The sequence below is a fragment of the Streptococcus sp. HMSC34B10 genome (genome assembly GCF_001839505.1).
Classification (GTDB): Bacteria; Bacillota; Bacilli; order Lactobacillales; family Streptococcaceae; genus Streptococcus; species Streptococcus peroris.
In genome coordinates this window covers 125,295-142,635 of sequence record NZ_KV841551.1, presented here as the reverse complement: position 1 = coordinate 142,635, position 17,341 = coordinate 125,295, and the positions used below count along the sequence as shown (strand labels likewise).

Here is a 17,341-nt window from a genome sequence, read left to right as displayed (position 1 = left end):
GAGCAAAAGAAATCATTTTGCTCCATCTCTCATCAATACTACTTTAATTGTTTTTAATAAAATTTCGAAATCTTTCCAGATTGTCCAACCATCAATATAAGCCACATCTAGTTTAACAACATCGTCAAAGTTAGTAATCTCACTGCGGCCACTAATTTGCCACAGTCCTGTGATTCCCGGCTTAAAACTCAAACGACGTTTTTGTTCTGGTGTGTATTTTTCGTATTCATCAACGGTTGGAGGACGAGTTCCTACCAAACTCATATCTCCAATTAAAACATTCCAAAATTGTGGCAACTCATCAATACTTGTCTTACGAATAAAACGACCAATTTCTGTCACCCGTGGATCATTGTCCATTTTAAACATACCACCTTGCATGGTGTTTTGATCCATCAATTGTTGTTTTATTTCTTCTGCATCTATTCTCATAGACCTAAATTTATAAAAGGTGAAATGACGGCCATTTTTACCAATGCGAGTTTGAGAAAAAATCGCTAGGCCTCCATCTTTTCGAATTATAGGAACAAGTACTATACTTACTAGTCCGAAAATAATAAGTCCTACAATTGCCCCACAAATATCAAGAATGCGTTTCCCAATCACATGACTTGGTTTGTAGATTTTTGTTGAAAAAGTTACTACATTCAAACCAGCCATCTCGTGAATTCGTTTATTTCTGCCTAAATTTTTATCAAAAGCATTTAGATTTACCGTTACATCAATTCCCATAGTTTCAAACTGAGAAATAATACCACCGATGTCATAATCCTCACTAGGTAGATTCACAAAAACTTCATCTACCACCTCATGAGTCGCATAATGAATGAGTTGCTCTCGTGGGACGACAGTAACTTTATCGTGTTTAAAACTTGGATCATCTAAAACGATTACTGCAACAAGTTTCCCAGAAAAATCATTTGCGTTTAAGAGGCGATCAATCACTTTTTCAATCCGTGTTGTAGCTGTTATCAGCAGAATTTTACGGCTCCCTTTTAAATTATGGTTAAATTGTACCCAATATTTTTTGATAACAAAACTGAGGATATAATTAAACACCCCATATAGAGAAAGGAAATAAATCATTCCTCTTCTTGAAATAACAAATTGATCTTTTAAAAAGAAACTAGAAAAACTAATTAGCAGGGCAAAGAAAATATTGTACTTAACAATTTCAATCAATTCTGCTGATTGACTACGTTTGAAAAAATCTTCGCCATAACCGCTGAGGAAAAAAGCTGCAAAATGAAGAAAATACAGGACAAAAACAGTTTTTGCTACAATTTCTGTTTCTGATACAGAAATTAATATATAAGCTAATACGCTCACAAGTATACTCTGCAAAAACGCAAGAGTTACGTTATAGAAACCCCTTCCTTCCATATTTTACTCCCTAACTTATTTTTTTCCATAAGCACCATAAGAACCATAGGAACCATAGGAGCCATATTTTTCAAGATGAATATTGAACTTATTCAGAATAACACCTAGGAATGGTGTTCCTGTTTGTTCTAATTGAGTTTTAGCCTTTTGAACTTCTCTACGTTTTGTTACTGAAGCTTCTGTCACTAAAATAGAAGCATCACATTTTTGCGCAATGATTGCAGCATCAATAACGACTCCGATAGGAGCAGTATCTACGATAATATAATCAAAATATTTGCGTAATGTTTCTATCATTGTTTCGAATTTATCACTTTGAAGAAGAGCCGTTGGATTAGGAGAAATGGCTCCAGATTGGATTACAAACAAATTTTCTACATTTGTTTCACACAACCCCTGAGATAAGTCCTTTGTCCCCGACAAGTAGTCAGTTAATCCGGTAATTTTTTCCCTTGACATAAAATCTCCGGACATAACAGAATTTCGAATATCTGCATCAACAAGGAGTGTTTTATAGCCAGCACGCGCAAAAGCCCATGCAATATTGATTGAAGTTGTAGACTTCCCTTCTCCAGGTCTAACTGAAGAAATTGCAATCACTTTTAACTTATCTCCACTTAATTGGATATTCGTACGCAAAGCATTATAATATTCCTCTGCTTTTTTGACAAATGCTTGGCGTTTTACTGATAATTCTAACTTTGCCATATCTACTCCTCTATTTTAATTTCTCTAAATTCGGAATCACACCCAAAAGCGAGATATGCATCACTTCTTCAATATCTTCCGGACGTTTTACTCGGTCATCTAAAACTTCGACGGATATTGCTAAAAGAATGACAATACCCGCTCCAACTCCAACACCCAAAATGGTATTGCGACGAATGTTTGGAGAAGAAGGTGATAGAGCAGGGCGTGCTTCTTCCAATGTAGTTACATCAGATACTTTCGTTACAGAAATAATTTTTTGAGCAGCCACTTCTCTAAGACCATTCGCTATACGACTAGCTTCTTCAGGGTTCCCATCTTTTACTGAAATGGACACGATACGAGTATCTGCTGGAACTGTCACCTGAATTTTTTTGGCAAGAGCTTTTGCATCAAACTTTAAATTCTGCTCTGTTACTACTTTTTCCAAAACGTCTTGGGATAGAATAATTTCTCGATAGTCTTTTACAAGGTAAGAACCAGCCTGCAAATCTTGATTAGATAACCCTGGCTTATCTCCTTGGTTGCGATTGACTACATAAATTCTTGTCGTACTTGTAAACTGAGGTTTTACTATAAAGGAACTAAATCCAAAAGCAAGTACGCCTGTAGCGATCGCAACCAATGCTATCATTAATTTACGTTTCCATAAAACTTTTAACACCTGCACTACATCGATTTCAATTTTATCTTGTTCTTTCATCATTTCTCCTAAATCATTTTATCTTCTATAATTTTTGAAGGATTTATCTCAAAAAGCTCCTGAGCTTTTTCTTTCCCATAATTTTTGCTTATCAAATCATAAGCTTCCTTCATATAAGGTCGTCTATCCTCTAAGTTGTGCATATCACTCGCTACGACATGAACTAAATCTCTATCTAAAAAGTAACGAGCACGTTTCTTCATAAACTTATAGGTATCCCCAAACAGTTTTGGCTTTAAAATACTAGAACTGTTGATTTGTGTATAGCAACCCATATTGATAAGTTCTCTCACTTTTTTTTCGTCATTTTCCAAAGCATGATAGCGTTCAATATGAGCTATCACAGGAGTGATGCCTAACATGAGAACTTTTGATAGAGCACTGTGGATTTCACGATAAGGCGTACTCATACTGAATTCAATCAAGGCATAACGCGTATCGTTTAATTTTGGAATGATATGATTTTCTAATTTATCTAAAATATCACTGGTAAAATAAATTTCAGCACCATATAAGATTGTTAGGTCAGGAGCTATTTCTTTAGACAATTCCTGAACAATTTTAAAATTAGTAGCGATTTTATCTTCCGGTGTCTCAAACATTCCCTTGCGTCGATGAGAGGTTGAAACGATAGTCCGAGTTCCCTGTGCATAAGCTTCTTTTAGTAACGCTCGACTATCTTCTAAACTTTTAGGCCCATCATCGACATCAAAAACTATGTGTGAATGGATGTCAATCATCTTATTTTCCTTCTAAGGTATTTCTTATGGCTGTTTTAACTGCTTCTAGACTTGTTGGATCAATTTCTAGCATATAAAGATTGCTATCTGGCATAGCATAGGACGGAAGTCCCATACGCCCAGTTCCTTTTAGGTCTTGATTCGTAACGGTATACTTCCCTCCGCTTGTCAACTGGGTATTAACAAGACTAACCATTGTTTCTGGTGGCATATTGGTCTGAATTGAATCCTGTAAATTTTGGATGATACTATCAAAATTCTTTAAAGCTTCTGTAGAAGTTAATTTTTGAATCACAGCAGCTATCACTTTTTGTTGGTTACGGCCACGGTCCCCATCTCCATTTGTCAAGGAGTAACGTTCACGAACAAATCCTAAAGCCTGTTCTGAATCTAGATGAACATTCCCTACAGGGAAATGATATTGACCATGTAGAGAGGTGAAATCTTGGTCATTATAAACATCAACACCTCCAAGAAGGTCAATCAATTTCAAGAAAGAGGTGAAATTAAGGCGGGCATAGTAATTCAAATCAATATCATAGAGATTTTCCAAAGTATGGATAGAAGCATCTACACCGTAAATACCTGCGTGTGTCAACTTATCGTTTTGATTATTTCCTCCATCAGCTATCGGAACATATGCATCTCGAGGGGTGGTCGTTAAGAGAATTTTCTTGGTATCTTGATTAACGGTCATGATCATATTGACATCTGAACGCGATACAGAACTTATTGGACCGTAGGTGTCAATTCCGCTTATATAAACATTAAAACTAGTACCTGTCGTTGTCTTAGGTGCTTCAACTGCCTTTGTTAAATCTTTAGTATAGATCTTTTTTATCTTTTTAGCATAATCCGGATATTCTTGCTCGATGAGATTTTCAAAGACACTATTCAAAACAATGCCCTTAGTCTCACCAGCTAATAAACTCTTGTAGGCTGCTAAATAAGACGAGCTCTGCTCTACAGCCAACTCCTTGCTTTGCGTAGTTTTAATATCATCGAGCAATTTTTGGATATTTTCATTATCTGTTCCTGTTGGAGCTGTTACACTTGAAAGTTGAGAAACATTATTAATCTCACTATCCGCTAGAACCGCAACACTCATAGTGTAACTTGAATAATTAGAGGTTGCATTAAATTGGTTTGCAAGACTAACAAATCGATTAACGGCTATCAATGCTACCGAACTGAATAAGACTGAGAGTAGTAGAATTATTAGAGTGAAAACCTTGGCCTTGCGCTTTACAATTAGCAACAGAGACAAGAAAGCGACAAGCACTAAAACTACTGACAAAATGATATTAAGATAACTAACCGATAAAATCTGATATCTAAAAATCAAAAACAATAAAAAAGAAGCAAGAACAACATAAATAACTAATAAACCTAGGTTCAAGTTCTGCTGAATTTGACCAGATTTACTTTTTTTTAATCGCCTATTACTCACGGAACACCTCTATAAAATATTTTAATTTAATTATATCACAAACCATACTCGAAGGCTATATACATCTACTACGGAAGCGCTTACTATTAAATATGTATGTAAGGATAAGAAATTTATCTCGATTTTTCCCTATTTTCTGTTTATTTGAAACAAAAAACAACTAAAAATAGAGCCTAGCAAGCTCTATTTTTAACGAACGTAACTTTCCATTTCTTTTTGACTCTTCTCAACAGAATTTTTACGTTCTTGTTCCCATCTAACTTTCACCTCAGCAACTTGAGAATTTGTAACGACATCTATCTATAATATCATCTACTTGTAGTTGTTTTTAGCCTCTTTGACCCAAATTAGTGAGGAGGCATGTGTAAACAGTATCCATACGTGTCATCGAAACTTTATCACCATTTGGCACAATTCAGACGGGAACCATCACCCAACCATGCATATACATTTGATTTTTTTAATTTTGAGTATATTGGACCAACCTTATATTAGCAATCTTATTTGTAACCTTAAAAAAAAGAAATCCCACTTAAAAGCAGGATTTCTTTACTCATTATAAAAGACTATTTAACGTGATCAGCTAACTCTTTTTGGTATTTGGCATTTGATTCTAATTTTTCTTTTTGCCATTTCTTAAGAGCTTCTTCGTATTCTTTAGTTGTTACGACATCATTTTGCAACTCTAATCCTTTGAACACAAATGGATCTCCCTTAATCCCAACTTGAGAGTATGCTTTTGAGAATGGCACTGTACGACTAACAGTCGGAGAACCACCTGAAGAAGCTACTGGGATAAGAAGTGAACTATCTGAAACCCAAGCCTGTGCTTTGGCATATTTTTCATAGCGTTTGTTGAGGTCGCTTGTTTCTGAAGCGGCATCATCCAAGAGTTTCTTGTACTCATCAAGCCCAACTTTGGCCATGACTTCTGGATCTTTACCTTTTGTAATACCCAAGTGTTTAAGAGCAGAACCCTTCTTAGCATCTAGGATATTGAGATAGGTTGCCGGGTCTTGATAGTCAGGCCCCCAACCAGTTCCATTCAGGTCATAGTCTTTTTGGGAAGGAACTTTGGCTTGAGAAGTGATATTTTCCTTTTCATTATCTGTCATCTGAAGAACATCAATCACCACATTATCAGTTCCTAATGCTGATTCGATAGACTGTTTCAATGAATTCGTTTGTTGGACAGCAATCACATCTGTTTGTTCTACAGGAACATCCAAATGAATTGGGAAGGTTACACCCTTGCTTTGCAATTCTGACTTCGCTTTTTCCAAGGCAGCTTTTGCTTTTGTAGGGTTATAAAGAGTGTCTTTGCCATCCGTCAAGGCTACATCTTTCCACTGATCTCCGTAAGTCACAAGTTGTTCTTGCGCCAGCTCACCGAAGGTTTTTTCTCCGACTTGAACATAGTCATAAGGCACAAGGCTAGTACGGATAATCTTATCCGCACCTTCTTCACCATTCATCTGTGCAGAGTAAGAATGACGATCTAGAGCAAAATTGATGGCTTGACGGAAGTTTTTGTTGAGAAGTGCTTCTTTAGTAGATGTTTTTTGAGTTTCGTCTGTCTTAGCCGTTTTATTGTAAGATTGACGATTGACGTTTACTGTCAAGTAATAGCTTGTTGCTTCTTGTGGGCTATAGACAATTTTATCGCCGTATTCTTTCTTGGTTGAATCAAAGCTTGAGCTAGTTGGGAAGAGACGTGCAGTCGTATATGCTCCTGATGCGAAGCTACGAATCAATGATTCTTGGTCAGATCCATCATAGAATGTCAGTTTGACGTGGTCAATTTTAACATTGTCTTTATCCCAATAATTTGGGTTCTTTTCGTACTCAATTACTGATTTTGAAGTAAAGTTCTTCAAGATGTATGGGCCATTATAGAGAATACCTGATGGCGATACCGTACCGTAATCTTTCCCTTTAGAATTTAAGAAATCTTCATTAACAGGGAGCATAGTCGCTGTTGTTACCTTAGAATTCCAAAAACTTTCTGGCTTGTTCAAGGTGTATTGAACTGTATAGTCATCGACTGCCTTGACACCAACTGTTGAGAAGTCATTTGTCTCACCGCTAACATACTCTGCCAAACCTTTGATAGAGTCTTGGATAAGTGTTAAACCATCTGATTTCCCATCTGCAGCATGCTTCAAGCCAGTCACAAAGTCTTGGGCCTTGACTTCAGCGTACTCTTCTCCTTCAGAAGTATACCATTTGACACCTTTACGTAGCTTGTAAGTGTAGGTCAAACCGTCTTGTGAAACCGACCAGTCTTCAGCAAGAGATGGAATCAAGTTTCCGTATTTGTCATTTTCCAAGAGTCCGTCGACCAAGTTGGCGATGACGTCTGATGTTGAACTTTTACTAGTAATGCTATAGTCCAATGTTGTCGGATCGATGGCATATACGTATGAAAATGTTGTCGGAGCATCTGCTTTTTTCTCAGCCTTGTTACAAGCCGCTAAAAGTAGAGCTGCGCTCATCGTTATCCCTGCTATTGCAAGCCACTTTTTCGATTTCATCGGTATTCTCCTTTAAAATACTATTTTTCACCATTATACCCTATTTTTATATAAAAGCAAGGGTTTTCATGGAATTTTTTAGAAAATTCAAACTAATATTTTTTAAAGAAATTTCTACACTTATTTTAGAAAAAACTCAAGCATCTTAGATACTTGAGTTTCTGGTTTTAATCAGCTAGTTCGACACAGAAGGCATCCCATGGAGCCAAGGTCTGTGTAGCTAAAACTTTTTCTACTGAGGTATTTTCAATCAAGTTAGACTTGACAGACTCTTCTACTGCAAACTCTTGCTTTTGGTTGGACAAATTGGCCACAACTAGGAAACGACGGTCTCCATCCTTACGGATATAAGCAAAGACTTTTTCAGCCGTATCAAGAAGTTCAAAGTCAGCACGAATCAACCAGCTATTTTCCTTACGAATTTCTACCAGTTTTTGATAAGTGTAAAAGATTGATTCTGGATTTGCTAAAGCTTCTTCTACATTTATCTTTGTATAGTTTGGATTGACTGCAAGCCAAGGTTGACCATCTGAGAAACCAGCATTTTTTGTCCCATTCCACTGCATTGGGGTACGGGCATTGTCTCGTCCAATCACACGAATGCTATCCATGATTGCTTCCATTGGAACACCTTTTTCAAGAGCTTCACGCGCATAGTTGAGGGATTCAATATCCTCTACTTGATCCAAGCTTTCAAACGGGAAATTGGTCATCCCGATTTCTTCCCCTTGGTAGATATAAGGCGTCCCTCTCATGAGATGAAGCAAGATGGCATACGCTTTGGCAGATTTTTCACGGTATTGCTCCTCATCCCCCCAAATGGAAACAATGCGTGGAAGGTCATGGTTGTTCCAGAAGAGGGAATTCCAACCATCTTCCACTCCGAGTTCTGTTTGCCATTTATTAAAAATAGTCTTCAACTTAGAGACATCCAGATCTTTTTGGTAGTGCCACTTAGGTTGTCCTTCCTGATACTGAAGACAGATATGTTCAAACTGGAAGACCATAGACAACTCTTGACCTTCTGGATTCGAATATTTCTTGGCCTCTTCTGGATTTGCCCCCCAAGTCTCCCCTACTGTCAAAAGGTCTTTGTCGCCGAAAGTAGCTTGATTCATTTCCTTGAGATAAGGGTGCAACATGGGACCATTATTTACAACTTTCTCATCCGGAATCTTTCCGATCATATCGATTACGTCCATACGGAAACCACCGATTCCCCTATCAATCCAGAAGTTCATCATCTCATAGATTTTTTGTCGGAGTTCTTCATTTTCCCAGTTGAGGTCTGGCTGCTTCTTACTGAAAAAGTGGAGATAGTATTGACCAGACTTTTCGTCATATTGCCAGGCAGAACCACTAAAAATAGACTCAAGTTCGTTAGGTTCATCCCGCCAGATATAGTAGTCTCGCTCAGGACTATCAGGATTTTCACAAGCTTCGATAAACCAAGCGTGCTCATCTGATGTATGATTGACCACCAAATCCATAATGATTCGAATATCTCGTTTTTTGGCTTCAGCAATGAGCTCATCCATATCTTCCATAGTTCCAAAGATAGAAGCGATGTCTTGATAATTGGCAATATCATAACCATTGTCATCCATAGGGCTATCATAAACTGGAGAAAGCCAAACTGCCGTAATTCCTAGCTTAGCTAGATAGTCTAACTTGCTAGTAATTCCAGGTAAATCACCAATTCCATCTCCATTACTATCCTTGAAGCTTTTAGGGTAGACTTGATAGACAACTGCATTATGCCACCATTTTTCTTGCATATTTTCACCTCTTTTAAATTCACTTTACTCCATCATAGACTTTTTTTATGATTTATGCAAGCGTTTGCGTTATCTTTTTTTCTTACTTTTGTGACTCTCTAGTTTCTTATCTTCTATTTTTTTTATATAATAGAAAACAGAGGTAAAAAAATGAAAAAACAAGCTTTCAGTTCTGAAAAATATCTAAATTTACAACGCGACCATATTTTGGAGCGTATCAACCAATTTGATGGTAAACTCTACTTGGAGTTTGGGGGCAAGATGTTGGAAGATTTCCACGCCGCCCGTGTACTTCCTGGATATGAGCCGGATAACAAAATCAAACTCTTGCAAGAGTTGAAAGAACAGGTTGAGGTTGTTATTGCCATTAACGCTAGCAATATCGAACACTCCAAGGCTCGTGGTGACTTGGGTATTTCTTACGACCAAGAAGTGTTTCGTTTGATTGATAAATTTAACGAACTTGGTATCTTTGTTGGTTCTGTTGTTATCACTCAATATGCTGGTCAGCCTGCAGCAGATGCCTTCCGTAACCAATTAGAAAAAAATGGGATTGATTCTTATCTCCACTATCCAATCAAGGGATATCCGACAGATATGGACCACATCATCTCTCCTCAAGGTATGGGGAAAAACGACTATATCAAAACGAGTCGCAACTTGATTGTCGTAACTGCTCCTGGACCTGGTTCAGGTAAGTTGGCAACCTGTATGTCTAACATGTACCACGACCAACTAAATGGTATCAAGTCTGGTTACGCTAAGTTTGAAACCTTCCCAGTTTGGAATTTGCCACTTCATCACCCAGTCAATTTGGCCTATGAAGCTGCTACTGCGGACCTTGATGATGTCAATATGATTGACCCATTCCACTTGGAAACGTACGAAAAAACGACTGTCAATTACAACCGTGATATCGAAATTTTCCCTGTTCTCAAACGTATGCTTGAACGTATCTTGGGAGAGTCTCCGTATGCTTCGCCTACAGATATGGGTGTTAACATGGTTGGTTTTGCCATCATCGATGACGAGGCTGCAAAAGAAGCTTCCAAACAAGAAATTATCCGTCGCTACTATCAAACCGTACTCGACTTTAAGGCTGAAAAAGTTGCTGAATCTGCTGTCAAGAAAATCGAGCTTCTCATGAATGACCTCGGCATCACACCAGCTGACCGTAAGGTTGCTGTTGCTGCACGTCAAAAAGCAGAAGAAACAGGCGGACCTGCTCTAGCCCTTGAATTGCCGTCTGGCCAAATCGTAACCGGTAAAAACTCAGAACTCTTTGGTCCAACAGCTGCTGCCTTGATCAATGCAATCAAGAAATCAGCTAACATCGATGCCGAAACAAAATTAATTGAACCAGAAGTGGTGAAACCAATCCAAGGTTTGAAAATCAATCACTTGGGTAGTCGCAATCCTCGTCTTCATTCAAATGAGATTCTCATCGCTCTTGCAATCACAGCTATGGAAAATCCTGATGCTGCTCGTGCCATGAAAGAACTCGGAAATCTTAAAGGTAGTGAAGCTCATTCTACGATTATCTTAACGGATGAAGATAAGAACGTCCTCCGTAAACTGGGAATTAACGTAACCTTTGATCCATACTACCAATACGATCGTTTATATCGTAAGTAGATCAAAGGCTAGTAGGAACTTCTTGTCAAACATCATCCGTCATCGAAAGATTTCAAATTTCTCTTAAGGGGTGACTGTATTTTATTCAATCATTCTGACAATCTCCAATTATCTTTTTTCTAATCATACCAATAAATAGTACTTTAGGAGTTTATTTATAATGAGAGAATTACTCAGCCAAAAAGAGCAAAGGCAATTAAAGATTTTAGAATATTTATTTGAAAATCCTAACTGGATTTATCTGGATGACTTATCTAAAATCATTGGCTACAATGCTCGAATCATCAAGAGTGATATCAAAGAATTACGCGAAGTCTTTCCTGACTTTGATATCAGGCACTCAACTGCAGGAATCATGATGGTGAATGTTCAAAATAATGGCATCGAGCGAATCTACCAATATTTTTTACAGACATCTGATTATTTTCAAATTTTGAAGGCATTTTTCCTTTTGGATAGGCCCTTCACCTATGAACATCTTTCTGAAACTCTGGATATCTCTCTTCCGTCTTTACGCAAAAAGGTCGCGGATATCAATAAGACACTTGATGGAACCTACCGCTTTAAACTGAAGGTAACACCTATCTCTATCATTGGAGACGAAAAAGATATTCGATTTTTCTTCTCCCAATATTTCCACGAAACATATAATTTTCTGGACTGGCCTTTCACAGAAGTCAAAGAAAAAGACATCGATAACTTCGTTTCCTTCTTTATTAGTCTGGCAAAATTCCCTGCAAAATATCAAAATCTCTACCAAATTAGAACGCAGGCTACGGTCGATTTATACCGAATGAAAAGAGGCTATCTTGTTCGTTTACCAAAACAAAGTTCTTCTTGGTTAAGTCCAATCTACGACCAACTTTCTTATTTCCAACGACAGTTACAAGATTTGGCTCAAGGGCTCAATATTGAAATTACTCCTGAAAATCTCAATCAGATTTTTAGCCCCTTTGCAGAACCTACTATCTTCTTTACAGTTGAAGATTTCCTAACTGCACGTCAATCTTACGAACAAGTGGATCGTTCCTACCATGCCGCAAGAGACATCCTAGACAACTTAACTCGAAAATTTGGCGTTCAATTTGCAAACACAGACACCTTAATTTGGAACTTGCATAACACTGCTTTACTTGAGCGAAGAGAAATCAACTTCGAATCCATTATTTCACAAAATAAGGATTATACACTTGGAAAGATTAAAAGATTCTTCCCCAAATTTTATGAAGCAGCTACCTTTGAAATGGTGCGATACAAGAGTATCATGGGACAAAAGGAGAAGACACCTGCTCTTTCTCACCTGATCTACACCCTATTTACTCATGCCGAGGGCCTTACAGATCAATTATTTGAACATAAAAAGAAAGTCAGAGTCTTAGTCCTCAGCGAGTATGATTTTGCCCATCCACAGTTCTTGATATCCCTCTACGAATTCCATACTTCTAACAACATCCAGTATGAAACTTGGGATAAGGAAACTCTAAATATTGAAGAAATTTTAGATTGTGAGTATGATGCTATCATCACTAATTTTGATATCAAAGGTCTCGAAGACATGCTCGTCATCAATATCAGTAGACTATCTATCCTGCAAGTAGTCAATGAACTCAATAAGATTTCTATGCAAGATTTATAATAAAAAAGTCTAGTTTAACTAGACTTTTTTTTATTCTACCGTTACAGACTTAGCAAGGTTACGTGGTTTGTCCACATCAAGTCCACGGTGAAGGGTTGCAAAGTAAGCGACTAATTGCGTTGGTACGACCATTGAGATTGGTGAGAGGTAAGGGTGTACGGTCGTAAGAACGATATCGTCTGTATCTTTTGCAACATTTTCCTCAGCGATAGTAAGGACCTTAGCACCACGCGCTGCCACTTCTTGGATATTTCCGCGAGTGTGGTTGGCAAGAATTGGGTCTGACAAGAGGGCTAAAACAGGTGTCCCATCTTCAATCAAGGCAATCGTTCCGTGCTTGAGTTCTCCAGCCGCAAAACCTTCACATTGAATGTAAGAAATCTCTTTGAGTTTGAGACTTGCTTCCATGGCTACGTAGTAGTCTTGACCACGTCCGATGTAAAAGGCGTTGCGTGTTGTTTCAAGGAGGTCACGAACTTTAGCATCAATCAATTCTTTTTCTGAAAGAGTTGATTCGATAGACTGAGCCACGATAGATAACTCATGAACCAAGTCAAAGGCTTTGGCTTTTTCATTGCCATTTGCTTCACCAACCGCTTTTGTGAGGAAGGCAAGGGCTGCGATTTGGGCAGTATAAGCCTTAGTTGATGCTACGGCAATTTCAGGACCTGCGTGAAGCAACATAGTATGGTTGGCTTCACGTGAAAGGGTTGATCCTGGCACGTTTGTCACTGTCAAGCTTGGAATTCCCATTTCATTAGCCTTAACCAAAACTTGACGGCTATCAGCTGTTTCACCAGACTGACTGATAAAGATGAAAAGAGGTTTCTTGCTGAGAAGTGGTATATCATATCCCCACTCAGAGGAGATTCCAAGTTCAACTGGTGTATCAGTCAATTCTTCTAGCATCTTCTTAGAAGCAAATCCTGCGTGGTAAGATGTTCCAGCTGCAAGGATGTAGATGCGGTCTGCGTCTTGAACAGCCTTGATGATAGCTGGATCTACGACAACTTGACCAGCTTCATCTGTGTAGGCTTGGATCAACTTACGCATCACCGTTGGTTGCTCGAAACAGTGTTTTGAGGTTGTGGATAGAACTGACGAAGTCAGTAACCATACTTACAGCAAGGTGAAGCTGACGTGGTTTGAAGAGATTTTCGAAAAAGATTAAATATACTCTACAATTTGATCAATCAATTCTTGGTCGTCTAAACCTGTAACTTGTATAACAACATCTTTAACTGATTGTTTAGCCAGCAATTCACCTAATCGAACACTTTCTTCATCATTTACATCGCGATAGTTAAAGACATAGCCAACTGTTCTAAGTAGGTTTTCATAAGACAAATCGCGTTCTTTCAATTCACGAATCGGCCGGATGAATCGTTCATTATAACCTAATTTTCGGATTGGAGTACGAGCTACCCGACTAACATCATCCACTATGAAAGGATTTTCAAACCGTTCTATAATAACTTTGTGATAATTCTCCAATTCTTTTTTATCAAAGTTCCATTTGGCAATCAAGAGATTACGAATTTCAGCCAAAACGGCTTCAATCTGAGACTTGATATCCGGATTCTGAAGAGCTTCCAATATTGTCTTGGCACCATAATGTGCACCAATGTAAGCTGAAGTTGCATGTCCAGAATTAACTGAAAAAAGTTTTCGCTCAATAAAAGGTTCTAAATCTTCTTCATAATGCACATATTCTAAACGTAAATCTGGATTTTTAAGACGCTTGGTTTCCACGACCCATTCATTAAATGGCTCGACCACCACAAAAAGAGGATCTTCGTGACTTTGTGCTGGAACAATCCTGTCTACTGCAGCATTTGGAAAGCCTATATAGTTCTCAGCAAATGTCAAACCTTCAGGACTTAAATATTTCTTAACTTCTTGATAGAGAAATTGAGATCCACCGATCATATTTTCACAGGCCATAACATCCAATGCTTGCGTATTTCCTGCAACCCGACGAGCTTCGATTCCTTTAGCTAGAAGTTCAGCAATAAAAGGGAGTATATTAGGCCCGATTGCAGTAGTAATGATATCCGCCTTTTGAATTGCTTCAATAACTTGCTCAGGATGTTCCTTACTATTAATGCCAGCCACATTAGCTATCTCTATGCGGGGCTGTCCTTCCTGTGCAATTTCAATTTCATACTTGCTCTTTTCATTTAGAGCATGAATTATCTGATTATTGACATCCACAAAGTCAATATGAAAACCATTTTTGAATAGAATTTCGCCTATAAAACCTCGACCGATATTTCCGGCACCAAAATGAACAGCATGTTTCATTGAATTTCTCCTTTTCTTATTTGAGAGACATATATACTAGATGACAAATGAAAAAATTTGATTATTCAACATCATCAAGCAAGCGCAATACTTCCTCTTCTGATTGAGCATCTGCTAATTTAAGAACATTATCTACATCTGCACAGAAGATAGAAATTTTCTGAATGATTTCTAAGTGTTCATTACCAATACCAGCAATACCAAAAAGAACCGTTGCTACTTGAGGATTAGATTCATTCCCAAAATCAACTCCTCTTGGGACTTGAACGACTGTAATACCAGACTTGAGGACATCCTTTTTTGCTGCATCTGTTCCATGCGGTATGGCGATAAAGTTACCCATGTAAACAGATAGCTCTTTATCACGTTCTATCATGGCCTCAATATAGTCTTCATTAACATATCCACCCTCATAAAGAACTTCCCCACAATAACGGATAGCTTCCTCCTTGTTAGAAAATTGTTTATTAAGCTTAATCAAATTTTTTTCAAGTTTCATATTAGTCCTCCAATTTCTTAATTTTTTCGTTAAAAATAGTATTTAGCATCTGATAAATAATAGATTGATTTCCCGTCTTGTAAATCTCTGTATAAAGATGATTTTCAATAATCGACTGACTGATAGCTGTCATTAAATCTCTCACTTCCTCGCTAGCCTCCTTAGACATAAGCATCAGCAGACACCTTTTGACCTCTTCTTGCTCTCGTTTCATTGACAATGCAGAGATAGGTAGTTTGAGTTCAAACATTGTAAAACTATTTGTTGTTACCTTGCTAGACTGACTATGTAAAAGCACCAGACCAGTATTAGGAATAGCCATAGGACTATTATGGAAGTGTGATAATAATTTTCTTGTTAGATAATCACAGTCACTCACATTCTTCTGATACTGGATGATTTGTTCTACCGTACGCTCAAATGACTGCTCATTCTCTAATTTTACAAGCTCAAATTGACTCAAAAGCTGACTGCTAGATATCAAATAATCTTGCAAGTCATAACTTTTCTCTGGAGCGATGGCATCACGCGCGACAATCGTACGATGTGCCTGTACATACTGAAGCTGTTCCTGCAGTTCAAGCAATTCTTTGACAGTTGGAAAACTAGAAATTACATCGATTTCTTTATTAGCCAGCGGCTTGGTAGATAAAATATAATCATATTGACTGTGATCTATACTGTGATAATCTACTAGAGACTGAATGTCTATCCACTCTACGAAAGGAGCAACACTCTTAATTTTACTGACTAATAAATCTCTAGTAACCCGACGTTCGTCCGTTAAAAGCAAAATACGGACTGGATATATCTCTGGACTACGGCCTAAGCTAGAGATAAAATGTAGTGCAATCATACCATACTCATACACTGTGTGAAGATATTTCGGAAAAATATCGTTCACCAAAAGACTGATGACTGTATAAAGAAATTTATTTCTTTCAACTAAAAGCTGGATAGATTCTGGTAAATTTTCACTCTGAAAAAGGATAGGGACACCTAAACTGAGCCGAATATGATGGAAAAGGAAATTGAATAGAACCTTATCTTTAAAAAAGTCAATCTTGGTGTACATGGAAACCGTATCAATCAAATTTGAAATATTGTAGAAAAATTCACCATCAAATTTTTCCGTAAAGAGCGGATTTTCCTGACGTCTAATGATTAATTCATCCAAGATACTCGCAAAATAGATAATTTCCTGAATACTGTAAAATTGCTCAGTCTGCTTAGAGTATGCTTGAAAAATTTTTTGAGAAATCTCCAAAGCTTGCTTACTAGTATTAGGCAAATTTTCAATGTTTTGTTCCTGACCTATAAGAGATAACAAGATCGCAAAAAACATCTTCATTCTAGCATCTATATCCGGAAAACCTAACAGTTGCTTATTAACAATCTGACTGGCCAGCCGAGTTCTATCTGCTTCTAAAATATCAAAGATTCCAAAATTGCCAGTTGAAAAATCTGCTACAGAGATACAGTTTGTCAGTAAAATAGCTAAAAATCTTCTCTTACTAACTGAATCACCAGAAATCCGATAACCCTTCTGTCGTTCAATTTTCAAATCAAAGTCTAAAAGACGCTTATCAATATCTGAAATATCCTGAATAATAGTTACATTACTGACTTTCGTGCACTCTTGCAAGGCTTCATTGGTGACAAAACCATTCTCAGTCAGAAGGCGATAGGTAATCAACTCTTGTCTTTCTTGGGGACTATACTCAACTAACACTTCAAGTTCTGTCGGTAGATCGTCCAGTTCGCCAGTCAAAACATAGTATTTCCCACTCTTCGCTATTTCAATCCCATATTGCTCTATGCTATCTGTCAAATCTGATAAAGTCCGATAAATTGTTCTAGATGAGACCTGTAAGATTTCAGTCATGTCTTGCATTGAAAGCTTCCCTACATGTAGGAAAGCCTTCAATAATTGTTCTTCTCGTTTGGTTAATAGCATTCGTAATTTAGAAA

Annotated in this window: 12 protein-coding genes and 1 pseudogene; 2 read left to right on the top strand and 11 right to left on the bottom strand. The window is 37.6% G+C overall.

Annotated elements, in window-relative coordinates; all coding sequences use genetic code 11:
• Positions 1-12: 12 nt before the first annotated feature.
• From HMPREF3237_RS03985 to HMPREF3237_RS03955, 7 genes are all read right to left on the bottom strand, one after another.
• Positions 13-1,383 (bottom strand): sugar transferase, encoded by a 1,371-nt coding sequence (locus HMPREF3237_RS03985; protein ID WP_070888919.1) that lies wholly within the window; start codon positions 1,381-1,383, stop codon positions 13-15.
• 15 nt (positions 1,384-1,398) lie between these two features.
• Entirely contained in the window at positions 1,399-2,091 is a 693-nt protein-coding gene (locus HMPREF3237_RS03980; RefSeq protein WP_070888918.1) for a tyrosine-protein kinase, read from the bottom strand.
• Positions 2,092-2,101: 10 nt separating this feature from the next.
• Entirely contained in the window at positions 2,102-2,794 is a 693-nt protein-coding gene (locus tag HMPREF3237_RS03975; protein WP_070888917.1) for a Wzz/FepE/Etk N-terminal domain-containing protein, read from the bottom strand.
• A gap of 8 nt (positions 2,795-2,802) precedes the next feature.
• Entirely contained in the window at positions 2,803-3,534 is a 732-nt protein-coding gene (gene cps4B, locus HMPREF3237_RS03970; protein WP_070888916.1) for a capsular polysaccharide biosynthesis protein Cps4B, read from the bottom strand.
• Position 3,535: 1 nt separating this feature from the next.
• Positions 3,536-4,984 carry an LCP family glycopolymer transferase CpsA gene (locus HMPREF3237_RS03965; protein WP_006146355.1) on the bottom strand — a complete coding sequence of 483 codons (1,449 nt, stop codon included), beginning with the start codon at positions 4,982-4,984 and terminating at the stop codon, positions 3,536-3,538.
• A 566-nt stretch (positions 4,985-5,550) separates the two neighbouring features.
• A complete protein-coding gene (locus HMPREF3237_RS03960) occupies positions 5,551-7,518 on the bottom strand; it encodes a peptide ABC transporter substrate-binding protein (RefSeq protein WP_070888915.1) in 1,968 nt (655 codons plus the stop codon).
• Positions 7,519-7,685: 167 nt separating this feature from the next.
• Positions 7,686-9,296, bottom strand: coding sequence for a glycoside hydrolase family 13 protein (locus HMPREF3237_RS03955; protein WP_070888914.1), 1,611 nt, complete (start codon positions 9,294-9,296; stop codon positions 7,686-7,688).
• Positions 9,297-9,446: 150 nt separating this feature from the next.
• On the opposite strand from HMPREF3237_RS03955, the gene HMPREF3237_RS03950 reads away from it, so the two are divergent.
• Positions 9,447-10,931 (top strand): DUF1846 domain-containing protein, encoded by a 1,485-nt coding sequence (locus HMPREF3237_RS03950; protein ID WP_070888913.1) that lies wholly within the window; start codon positions 9,447-9,449, stop codon positions 10,929-10,931.
• Between the two features lie 160 nt (positions 10,932-11,091).
• Positions 11,092-12,567 carry an AcpB/EbpR/MafR family transcriptional regulator gene (locus tag HMPREF3237_RS03945; protein WP_070888912.1) on the top strand — a complete coding sequence of 492 codons (1,476 nt, stop codon included), beginning with the start codon at positions 11,092-11,094 and terminating at the stop codon, positions 12,565-12,567.
• A gap of 30 nt (positions 12,568-12,597) precedes the next feature.
• Here HMPREF3237_RS03945 and HMPREF3237_RS03940 read toward each other — a convergent pair.
• The 4 genes and pseudogenes from HMPREF3237_RS03940 to HMPREF3237_RS03920 all read right to left on the bottom strand — a co-directional run.
• Positions 12,598-13,647, bottom strand: a pseudogene (locus HMPREF3237_RS03940) (isomerizing glutamine--fructose-6-phosphate transaminase); the annotation flags it as partial.
• A gap of 87 nt (positions 13,648-13,734) precedes the next feature.
• Positions 13,735-14,871 carry a mannitol-1-phosphate 5-dehydrogenase gene (locus HMPREF3237_RS03930; protein ID WP_070888910.1) on the bottom strand — a complete coding sequence of 379 codons (1,137 nt, stop codon included), beginning with the start codon at positions 14,869-14,871 and terminating at the stop codon, positions 13,735-13,737.
• 61 nt (positions 14,872-14,932) lie between these two features.
• A complete protein-coding gene (locus HMPREF3237_RS03925; protein ID WP_070888909.1) occupies positions 14,933-15,370 on the bottom strand; it encodes a PTS mannitol transporter subunit IIA in 438 nt (145 codons plus the stop codon).
• A 1-nt stretch (position 15,371) separates the two neighbouring features.
• Positions 15,372-17,327, bottom strand: coding sequence for a BglG family transcription antiterminator (locus HMPREF3237_RS03920; protein WP_070888908.1), 1,956 nt, complete (start codon positions 17,325-17,327; stop codon positions 15,372-15,374).
• Positions 17,328-17,341 lie beyond the last annotated feature (14 nt).

What these genes read in the sequence shown, in the direction of transcription:
- HMPREF3237_RS03930 (WP_070888910.1), bottom strand. Translation starts at nt 14,871, where the DNA reads ATGAAACATGCTGTTCATTTTGGTGCCGGAAATATCGGTCGAGGTTTT.
- HMPREF3237_RS03960 (WP_070888915.1), bottom strand. Translation starts at nt 7,518, where the DNA reads ATGAAATCGAAAAAGTGGCTTGCAATAGCAGGGATAACGATGAGCGCA.
- HMPREF3237_RS03925 (WP_070888909.1), bottom strand. Translation starts at nt 15,370, where the DNA reads ATGAAACTTGAAAAAAATTTGATTAAGCTTAATAAACAATTTTCTAAC.
- HMPREF3237_RS03985 (WP_070888919.1), bottom strand. Translation starts at nt 1,383, where the DNA reads ATGGAAGGAAGGGGTTTCTATAACGTAACTCTTGCGTTTTTGCAGAGT.
- cps4B (WP_070888916.1), bottom strand. Translation starts at nt 3,534, where the DNA reads ATGATTGACATCCATTCACACATAGTTTTTGATGTCGATGATGGGCCT.
- HMPREF3237_RS03945 (WP_070888912.1), top strand. Translation starts at nt 11,092, where the DNA reads ATGAGAGAATTACTCAGCCAAAAAGAGCAAAGGCAATTAAAGATTTTA.
- HMPREF3237_RS03955 (WP_070888914.1), bottom strand. Translation starts at nt 9,296, where the DNA reads ATGCAAGAAAAATGGTGGCATAATGCAGTTGTCTATCAAGTCTACCCT.
- HMPREF3237_RS03950 (WP_070888913.1), top strand. Translation starts at nt 9,447, where the DNA reads ATGAAAAAACAAGCTTTCAGTTCTGAAAAATATCTAAATTTACAACGC.
- HMPREF3237_RS03920 (WP_070888908.1), bottom strand. Translation starts at nt 17,327, where the DNA reads ATGCTATTAACCAAACGAGAAGAACAATTATTGAAGGCTTTCCTACAT.
- HMPREF3237_RS03975 (WP_070888917.1), bottom strand. Translation starts at nt 2,794, where the DNA reads ATGAAAGAACAAGATAAAATTGAAATCGATGTAGTGCAGGTGTTAAAA.
- HMPREF3237_RS03980 (WP_070888918.1), bottom strand. Translation starts at nt 2,091, where the DNA reads ATGGCAAAGTTAGAATTATCAGTAAAACGCCAAGCATTTGTCAAAAAA.